7 protein-coding genes are annotated in these 9,707 nt (G+C 44.9%); 4 read left to right on the top strand and 3 right to left on the bottom strand.

Annotated elements, in window-relative coordinates; translation table 11 throughout:
• Nucleotides 1–187: 187 nt before the first annotated feature.
• Together QUA33_RS07335 and polA are read right to left on the bottom strand one after the other, a co-directional pair.
• Nucleotides 188–760, bottom strand: a complete 573-nt coding sequence (locus QUA33_RS07335; protein ID WP_333094609.1) for a thermonuclease family protein — start codon at nucleotides 758–760, stop codon at nucleotides 188–190.
• Nucleotides 761–771: 11 nt separating this feature from the next.
• Complete coding sequence (polA, locus tag QUA33_RS07330) at nucleotides 772–3,831, bottom strand: DNA polymerase I (protein WP_333147678.1); 3,060 nt, start codon at nucleotides 3,829–3,831, stop codon at nucleotides 772–774.
• A 391-nt stretch (nucleotides 3,832–4,222) separates the two neighbouring features.
• Between polA and QUA33_RS07325 the strand changes: the two genes are divergently transcribed.
• Both QUA33_RS07325 and QUA33_RS07320 read left to right on the top strand, forming a co-directional pair.
• Nucleotides 4,223–4,489 (top strand): hypothetical protein, encoded by a 267-nt coding sequence (locus QUA33_RS07325; RefSeq protein ID WP_333094607.1) that lies wholly within the window; start codon nucleotides 4,223–4,225, stop codon nucleotides 4,487–4,489.
• 161 nt (nucleotides 4,490–4,650) lie between these two features.
• Nucleotides 4,651–5,310 (top strand): LuxR C-terminal-related transcriptional regulator, encoded by a 660-nt coding sequence (locus QUA33_RS07320; RefSeq protein ID WP_333147676.1) that lies wholly within the window; start codon nucleotides 4,651–4,653, stop codon nucleotides 5,308–5,310.
• Nucleotides 5,311–5,333: 23 nt separating this feature from the next.
• On the opposite strand, the gene QUA33_RS07315 is transcribed toward QUA33_RS07320, so the two are convergent.
• Nucleotides 5,334–7,223, bottom strand: a complete 1,890-nt coding sequence (locus tag QUA33_RS07315) for a CHASE2 domain-containing protein (protein ID WP_333147674.1) — start codon at nucleotides 7,221–7,223, stop codon at nucleotides 5,334–5,336.
• Between the two features lie 608 nt (nucleotides 7,224–7,831).
• On the opposite strand from QUA33_RS07315, the gene QUA33_RS28190 reads away from it, so the two are divergent.
• Both QUA33_RS28190 and QUA33_RS07310 read left to right on the top strand, forming a co-directional pair.
• Complete coding sequence (locus QUA33_RS28190) at nucleotides 7,832–8,035, top strand: transposase (RefSeq protein WP_445243221.1); 204 nt, start codon at nucleotides 7,832–7,834, stop codon at nucleotides 8,033–8,035.
• A gap of 24 nt (nucleotides 8,036–8,059) precedes the next feature.
• Nucleotides 8,060–9,526, top strand: a complete 1,467-nt coding sequence (locus QUA33_RS07310) for a DnaJ domain-containing protein (RefSeq protein WP_333147672.1) — start codon at nucleotides 8,060–8,062, stop codon at nucleotides 9,524–9,526.
• Nucleotides 9,527–9,707 lie beyond the last annotated feature (181 nt).

Below are 9,707 nucleotides of genomic sequence, written 5' to 3'. Positions count from 1 at the left end.
TTCTCAGCTTGAGGCCATCAGGCCTTGTCTGAGTTACTTTGGCGATACTTGCTTATCAGCACTTATTGAGCAGTTACAAAGTCAAAGCGAACCGTAAGGAACGCCAATCCCGTTTCCCTAGTCAAAATCCCTCCGTTAAATCCGTTAAATCCCTTCTACAATCCATTGCCTAACTTCCTTCTTCCGATCATTTATCACTCTTCCGAAATTTCCACGCAGGAACAAACTTGGAATCTCCCCAAACGCCGCGGCGATTTTTCTTAGCTTCGGCTTCCGCTTGTTCCAGAACACTGGCACTGGGACAGTTTTTCAAGTAAGGACGGTAAACCATTGCTAATCCTTCGCGGGTCAAAACTTCTTGGGCAAATGTGCCGTTTGGCAAACGAACTTCGCTAACTTTGCGGCCGTAGCGGTCAGTATCGGTGACGGTCAAGACAACGCGACCCCCCCCTTGTTTGACGAGCTGCTGCATTCTTTGGTGCGCTAAATTGCCCCACTTAAATTGATTTTTTAGTGCTGATGCTTTGCTATTTTTCTCAGCATTTGTGTGCGCGACTTCCGGTGCATCTACACAGGCAAAACGCACTTTGATATCTTTTCCGGCGCTATCGCTGGCGACAAGGGTGTCGCCGTCGCTGACTCGCTTGACAGCATAGTTGTTGGGCGCTAACTTTTGTGGACACCCGAATAGTAGCAATAGCAAAGCAACTGCACTTAAGGTTTTTATTGTTGGGAAAAGGGGGATTTTTGTTGGGCTCATATTTCTCTGTTTTATTTAGTTTCCATCCAATTTTGCCCAGCGTGGATGTCAACTATCAGCGGTACGCTAAGTGGCAGAGCATTTTCCATCGCAGTTCTAATTTTCGGTTGCAATTCTTCCCATTCATCGGGAGGTACTTCAAAGATTAATTCATCGTGAACTTGCAGCAGCAGCCGCGCCTGATAGTTTTGCAAAATTTTGTGTACCTCAATCATGGCAAGTTTAATGATATCAGCACTGGAACCTTGAATGGGAGCGTTGGCTGCGGCCCGCAAAGATTGGGCGTCATCTCTGCTGACAGATTTAAGTCGATCGGAGTGAATGTCTTGGGGATTGCGACCTTTTAAGTCCAGGAGGCTTTCGCTCTCGAATTTTAAATAGCGGCGGCGGCCGAGTATTGTGGTGACGTATCCGAGGGCGATCGCCTCTTTTTTTACTTTCTCCAAATATTCAAAAACTTTACTGTAACGCTGGTTAAATCGTTCAATAAACTTTTTACCGTCTGCTGAAGTTTTGCCCATCGAACGACCAAACTTAATCGCCCCCATACCGTAAATTACCCCAAAATTAATCGTTTTGCCAAACCGTCTTTCGTCTGGGGTTACTTCCTCTTTTTCAAACAGCAGTTGAGCGGTTACGGTATGCACATCTCGGTTATTTTGATAAGCTTCAATTAACACAGGTTCTTGACTCAAGTGAGCTAAAATTCGCAGTTCAATTTGAGAATAGTCAGCCGACACCATCAGCCAACCTTCTTCTGGTAAAAAAGCTTTGCGAATTTGCCGTGAAAACTCGGTGCGGATGGGAATATTTTGTAAATTTGGATTGGAAGAAGAAAGCCTTCCCGTACCAGTTGCGGTTTGGTTGAAATCTGTATGCACTCGCCCGGTTTCTGCACGCACTAACTGCGGCAAAGCATCGACATAAGTTGATTTCAATTTGGATAATGTTCGGTGTTCTAATAAATCGTCTACAATCGGGTGGTCTCCTTGCAGTTTATCCAATACAGTGGCGTCTGTAGAGTATCCCGTCTTCGTTTTGCGAGACTTTTTCTGAAACTCATCCGGGATTTTTTCTAACAAGATTTCGCTGAGTTGTTTCGGGGAACCTAAATTAAACTTTCTCCCCGCTGCTTGATAAGTTTTTTCTTCTATTTCTTTTAAGCTTTTTTCTAGCTGTTGCGATAGTTCTTGCAGATACGCTGAATCAATGCGAATTCCGCAGTATTCCATTTCTGCTAAAACAGGTTCTAGGGGCTGTTCTACTTCCAACAATAACCCCTCCAAAGTTTTTCCCGGAAAGCTAGTTCTATCATCTTCCTTCAATTTGGCTCTAAGTTTACCTACTAACTGAAATGTAGTGTGAACATCCATGCCGCAGTAGTCGGCTACTTCTCGAATGCTGATGTCAGCAATTGTTTTGTTTTTTGGTACTAATTGGCTGTAAGTTTTCGGAGTGATTTTTAAGTGTTTTAAGTGTTTTCTTATCAGTTCGCTGAGGCTGTGGCTGGTTTCTGGGTCGAGTACGTAACTGGCTAGCATGGTGTCGAAGACGACGCCGGCTAGTTTGATTCCTTGACAGCGCAGGATCGATCGATCGAATTTAGCATTTTGCAGCGCTTTAGGATAATTCTCGCTTTCCAAAATCGAACGCAAAGCATTTAAAACTGTGGCTTTATCCAAGTTTTTGCCCGTTTTATGTCCCGTGGGAATGTAAGCAACATCCTCTTCGCCGATTCCCCAACAGCAGCCAATTCCGACTAATTCCGCGTCTCGTGGTTCGATGGCGGTGGTTTCGGTATCCCACGCCACGGGTGAGGCTTTGTCGGTGAAGGTTTGCAGCAGTTCGACTAATTCGTTTAACTGTTCGGTTGTTTGAATTATTCGGGGTTTAATTGGCAGTTTGTTTTCCTGCTGGGCGGCTAGGGTTTCTGCGGGACTAAAAAACCACAACGCATCGTCTTCTGAACTTTCAGAAGTTGCAGGTGACTTATCTATTGGGGGGTGGACATCGGGTTCGCCCACAGAAACAGGCAAGATGCCTGTTCCACTCTCCATTAAATTGATTGTGGGGAGTAGGGGTTGGGCATCTTGCCCGCCCTTTGCCAATAGTTGTTCAACACCGCCAAAACGCTTTTGAATTTGTTTAACTTTGCTTAAAAATGTTTTAAATTCCAACTTTTCCAGCATTGGAATCAAGGCTGATTCGTCAAAACCTATAAGCTGGCAATCTTCTAAGTTGATATCTAAGGGAACGTCTTGGACTATTGTCGCCATGCGTTGAGAATGATAAGCAGCTTCTTTGCCTTCTTCTAGCTTTTTCTTGGTTGCCCCTTTAATTTCATCTATAGCAGCATAAATGCCGTCGAGGGAATTGTAAGCTTCCAGCAATTGCAGGGCGGTTTTGTCACCGATGCCTTTGACTCCGGGGATGTTGTCGGATTTGTCGCCGCACAGGGCTTTGTAATCTACTACTTGTTCGGGCAAAATACCGAGTTTGGCTTTGACTTCTTCCGGGCCGTATTCTTGGGATTTACCTTTGCCCGATCGCCTGAGCTCATCGGTACTCAGATATAATACGCTGATGTGTTTGTCGGTTTCTACTAATTGAAACAAATCGCGATCGCCCGTGAGGATTTTGACCTGATAACCGGCCGCGCTGGCTTTGTTTGCCAAAGTTCCCAAAACATCGTCCGCCTCGTAGCCCGGAGCAGTTATTGCAGGTAAATTCAAATAGGTGAGCAATTCTTGCAGGTTTTTGATATCCGGCTTAAAATCTTCCGGTGTTTCTGCTCGACCCGCTTTGTAGGTGTCGTCTGCTTCGTGGCGAAAAGTGGGCGTGGCGAGGTCAAAGGCGATCGCCATGTACTGGGGGTCGTGGGCCGCCATAACTTCCAGCAGCGACTTGAGAAAGCCAAAACAGACGCTGGTGGGAATGCCCGTCGTAGTTCGCAAGCCTCCGTCTCGACTTTTGGCAAAGGCGAAGTAGGAGCGGAAGGCCAGGGAGTGACCGTCAACTAAGATGAAGGTGGGTGCTTGATTTTCCGACACAGACACAGATCCCGATCGCACGAAAGTATTTTCTCATTGTAGCTATAGCAGAAGGATGTCTGATGTTTTGAAGTAGCTCATCTTTGCACCAATTCTTGTAATGCCAAAAAACAGTAGAGTATGGAGTAGATATCTGGGTAAGTCAGACCAACTGCAACGATTCTTGCTATTCTGCGTCGATTTTACTCGCTCGCCTAAAATATCTCAAAAGGTTTCTCTACAAGGTCTTTGGGATGATAAATTTTTAAAACCCCTGATTGCCCCCCTCTCCCCGAAAACAATCGCTCTCCTTCTAAGTCGTTTTCTGAACGGACTTGCGTAAACACGCAATATTATTTGCGCTTACTCCTCTATCAACCGGAATACTTGAAGGACAGAATAAAACTATCAACTTTACAAACAGGTCTGAATTATGAACAAGGTAATGGTTACACTCATCTCTATAGCTACCCTTGGGCTAGGCATTGCTGTTCCCCTCCAAGCCAATGCTCAGCCTATGAAGCAAACAACAAAAGTTGCGCTTGAATCCCAACATCGCCATGAATACCGCGTCCAGTATCACCGCCCCAATCAAAAAAAATGGATCAATGCTGGCACTTTCCGAGATCGTGTAGCTGCTAACAAAGAGGTTCAAAAACTAGAGCATAAAGGTTATAAAGCAAAAATTGTAACGCTGTAGGCTTACACAGTAGAATAGGGAGAGAAAAGGCGAGTGTTGCTCGCCTTTTCTCTCCCTCACGATTATCATTATCAGTAAAAGCACAGGTTATATAGCAAGTCTAAATAGTCGTGAAAACGAGTCTGCTGAAGAAATTATAAAATAGTTATGGCGGTAAAACTATGAGTTATCAAACACAACGCTTTCTGGTCATTGAGGATCACCCTGAAGTGGGTCAAAATAATTGTGATTTTTTGAGGATGATAGACCCTCAGTGTTCCTGCATTATTCAGGAAACCCCTGAAGAGGGGATTGAGCAACTCAAGCAAGAGAACATAGATTTAGTAGTAGTTGACTTACAATTTGGGACTTTGACAGGCGAGGAGTCAGCCAAGCCAGGTTTAGCGCTACTCAACCACATTTTTGAGCATCACCCCCTGTTAAATGTTCTCGTCTATACCAGCGAACCAAGCTATTTAAGGCAAGTCGTGAAGCAAATATTTGAACATCAAGGGGGATTTGCTGTCGTTAATAAAATGGAAAGACGGAATGCTTTTCTAGAAGGAGGTCGTAATGCTTTAACTGGACAGTGTAAGATTCCTCGTAATTTAATGAACGAAATGCCATTGACTGATAAGGATAGAACGGTATTGGACTTGTTATGCAACCAAGCCCTTACCGATCAGGCAATTGCAGATCGGATGCATATATCCCTCAAAACAGCTCAGAACTACGTCCAGAGTCTCAAAGCAAAACTGAATGTCGATCAGCTTGATGGTCAACTTACTAATACCCGAATCGCAGTTTGCATGGAGGCAATTAAACGTAGGTTAATCGGGTAGTTATACCCTTCTTTGTTATCATATTATGGGGTGTCCATCGTCCATTCAAGTGTTACCTGCATCCCACCTTCTTCTAACGGAACCCTTTGCCAAGCCCCATTTGGGATCTCAGCGGCAATAGTTTTCATCAGTTTAGTGCCATATCCACCACTACGACGTTTCTTGTGAGGAATATCTAATAAGATAGGGGTTAGGCTAGTTCCATTATTCTCGATCGCTAATCGGCACTGATGATCTTTTTGAGTAAGCGAGACTGAAACTTGCGTTGCCGATCCGTTTGGAGGTTGGGCATGGCGAATCACATTAGCGATCGCTTCTCGAAAAAAGCGAAAGATATCTTCTCTCGAATCAATCCAAGCACTATCAGATTTGGGTTCTCGCAAGGGTTGTAGATGCTCTTTGACAGTCAAGGTTAATTCTCTTGAGTCAATCAGTTTTTGGAGCCATTGGTGTATCCCCCGATCCAGTCCAGATTGCAGCTCTGGTGTAATCTCTAGCTTTTCTGCAATTGTACGTGTGCTGCTGAGCTGATTGCGAAGCGCAAGCCCAACTGCTTCTAATCGATCTAAGATTGAGTTAATCATGGGAGATGGATGACTGAGGGCTAGAAGCTCAATACTATCCATTGCCAATTTGAGTTCTTGAAGTGGGCCATCATGAATGTCTGTTGCGACTCGATGGAGGAGTTTCCGCGATTGCAAAAGAACAGCCTGTCGCTCAGCTAATTTCTGCTGTTGTTGGATAGACTGCCTGAGAATTGAATAAATGGCTACACCTGAACCTGTTCCAACCCAACCTAAGATTGGGATGGATAATGGAAGAATTAACCCTCGATAGAACAAGATAAAACTTAAAGCTACATAGCTTCCTACCAAGATCGGAAGAAGCCAGCCAACCAGCAGATGAACAGGTATAAGTTTATGCTTTTTGTCTTGGCTAAGTATATATAGGCTTATGAAGTCAAGACCCAAAGTTGTGATGATGTAGTCATACCAATTCGGGATTCTTGTCAGAAATGAATGGGTCATCAAACTAGCTATTTGATTAGCTTCTACTTCTGCAACAGACATCTCCCCAAATGGAGATAGTTCTCGATAGGTTTCAAATCCTTTCCCTTCGGGAAGATCGATTAATACAAGTTTATCCTGGAGCTGCTGAAGAGATTGGGGGTCAAAGGAAGGATTACAGTGTTCTATCTCTAGCTGAGAGGAAGGACAGTGAAAATGAATATCAATACTAGGAAATGTATCAGCAGGACCCCAAAAATTAATTTGAAAAGATAAAAGAGTTTGTAAATTAGTAAGGTTTTGAAAACCTTTGATATTTCCTGAGTTCATATAGAATTTTTCTAAGGCCACCGTTGCCACAGATTTAACCTTATGATGTATATTAATATCAGGATCATCTTCATAGCTAAAATAGGAGAATAACTCGGCTTTGCGAGCTGGGCTTTCTAAGCTTTGTGGATGTGCTGCATATCTGAAGTAACTTACTATCTGCTCTGGGGGAAGAGAGGGGTTTATACTTTCATTATCTAAAGGAAGTAAATTATGATAATCATTTATTACTGAATTTTCTGAGGGTAAGTTACTTGGACGAGCGACCAAAACAATCTGCTTTGAATATTTACTAATCAACTCTTGAAAGGGATGTTCTAACTGAGTCTCTGTATCAAGCTCTATGTACTGGCTCATTTGAGTAGGCAAATTTATGATTACAAGCTTTGCACCACTGTTGATTAATTTTTTCACTAAAATTGCATAGAAAGTATTCAGTTTATATAAGTTATGAAAGTTATATCCTAAAATGGCAGGCTGCTCGATCTTAAGCAGTAGAATTTCTTTTGGCATAAGCCCTGGCTTATGCAGTCTTATTAGATGATCCTGGATGTCGAGTTCCATTTTATTGAGCATAGGTAAGTTGCTAGATACTGCACAGTAAAACAAGCTCCAAGCGGTTACTAAGCCAATACATATTGCGGGACGATATCTGATAGTGTTCATTATATATTTCTATTATTTATTTATTTAGGTGGCTCAGTCCATATAAAATTGTTGGCTTGAGTGGGATTCGGTTTAAAGTTACAGACAAATCTTGTGAACACTGTCTCAACCGCCAACGATCCAATTTTGTGCTAATCGTTCTCTCATAGAGAGTACCATTCATATAAAACCCGTATATTGAGCGGACATTATTGCCGTAAATTTATAGTTTCAGTTTAACCGAGCCTCCTTGTCCAATAGCATCAGTAATTCGTCCAGCCCCAATCCAGGCTTAGGTTGCTGTGGCTGGGATATCTAACAGACTCAATAAAAATAAAGTTTGGCATACAATACGAGATGCAAAAGGAAGCATGAGCCATTTATTCTGAGTTCAATAGTGCAATTCTGACATTGGCTTTTGAGGGCGAATTGTCTTCTCCAGTATATAGCAATTCACGGTTTGGTGAGGTACACCTAAATAGCTGTAAATCTTATAGAACCCATTGGGAATCTGTGATGATGAGCTAAGATCAGAAAAAATGTCGTACTCCCGCAGCTTAAGCGATAAAGAGTGGGAACTCATCGAGCCATTATTACCACGAAACAAGAAAACCAGACCGCGTACTCAGTCAAAGAGAGAAATCTTGGATGTTATCTTCTATGACTCGCAAGCGGTAAACCCACGGGTGGTCAGAAACCGGGCTTGTTGCATCATAGTGCGTTACACCTCGCAGAAACGGTAAAAAACCCGGTTTCAGAAGGTTGTGATGCGTAAGTCCCAATCTCAAATCTCAAATATCAAATCGCTTGACTGTGCAGCTTGGCTGAGAATAGTAGAAGATGTTAAGTACGATTCCCTGCGGGATAGCTTCGCTTCACGCAAATTTACCAACAACTGCCGATCGAAGCCTATGGGTGACATTAACCGATGCTACGAAATCCTCGAAATTGATCCGGGAGCTTCCTTAGAAGAAATTAAGCGCGCTTACAGGGATTTAGCGTTTGTGTGGCATCCCGATCGGTTTGCCAACAACGATCGCCTGCAACAAAAAGCTCAACAAAGATTAACAGAAATTAATCAAGCTTACCAGCAGTTGCTGTCGTTTCTGAGTCAGCCTGAATCGAGGTCGATCGAAAAACAGTTTCCGCAGCCACCGCCCCCTGCGCCGGAAAAGCCGCTGAGAAGGCGTTCTCGAAAATCAGTCGCTAGGCCTAGTTCCCAGCGCCGTCAAACCCGCCCAAAAGCCACCTCGAAAAAATTTCAAACTCAAAAGAACTCTTCAAGCAAGAAACGATTGACAACTCAAAATCGCCAAGCGCGGCGGGGAAGAAAGCAACCAGGGCAAAGGGTTGCGAGGGAAGCGCCGCCATCTCAAAACTATCCAAAGATTATCTCGAAAAGGAAAAAAGAATTTTCCACTCAATACTCAAAACTGCGAAGCGCGCCGAGGGAAGTGCGGCCATCTCAACACTATTCAAGCTTCCCTTGGTGGCCGCTGGCAATCGCCGTGGCTAGTTACGCTTTGACCGGTTGGATTTTGACTGTATCAGCCGCCCCCCTGTGGATGTGGGCTTTAATCTGCGGTGCAGATTGGCTGTGGGCCGCGATTTTGCTGGCGGAGGGTTCAGCAACGCCTAGAGTGTGGCTGGCGGCATTAGTTTTGGCTGGGGCGGTGGGGGGGTCGATCGCCGGTTTTCAGGCGGGAGGAAGGGTAACAGGGGCGGCTTGGGGCGCTGTGGGATCTGGTTTGGGGGCGATCGCCAGTTCCGAGGCCGAGTCGCGGGCTGTGGCTGCTGTTTTGGCGGTAGCGGGAGTGCTGACAGTGGTGGGATTGATGGCTGGAACTGGTTCTGGGAATTGGGTCAAGGTGTTGGTGGCGGCCCTCTGTTGGGGGGTTGTGGGCTTGATGTGCGGGCTGGCGGCGGAAGTAGGTGGGAATTCTGGGGGCCCCGTCGGGCTCTCTGGTGCGATCGGGCTGGGGATTGGGGCGTGGGCTGGGGCTTTTGCTGGGGCGGGATCGGGGGATCTCGTCCAAGCCTTAGCTATCGCCGGGTCTAAGACTGTTTATGGGGCTTGGGCTGCGATCGGCATTATTGCTGGAGTTGTGGCGCGGATGGTAGCTGCAGAAAGGTTGATCCACACTAGCAGCGGGCTTTACACGGTTATCCTGTTGGTGGCTACTTCGGGTTTCGGGCTGTGGCTGGGAAGTTGGTTGGGCGATCGTATCTTTTAAATCAGTCATTAGTCTTTAGGCAAAATTACCAATTACCAATTACCAACTACCACTTCCCCATTATTCTCTTGTCTAGCAACAACTAAGACAATGAGGATGTTATTAATTGCTGACACCCTTCCCTCTTCCTTCTTCCTAACATCCGTTACATCCGTTACAGAATCCGTTGCCGAACTTCCTT

Source organism: Microcoleus sp. Pol14D4 (genome assembly GCF_036701245.1).
Classification (GTDB): Bacteria; Cyanobacteriota; Cyanobacteriia; order Cyanobacteriales; family Microcoleaceae; genus Microcoleus.
This window is presented reverse-complemented; position numbering and strand designations above follow the sequence as displayed.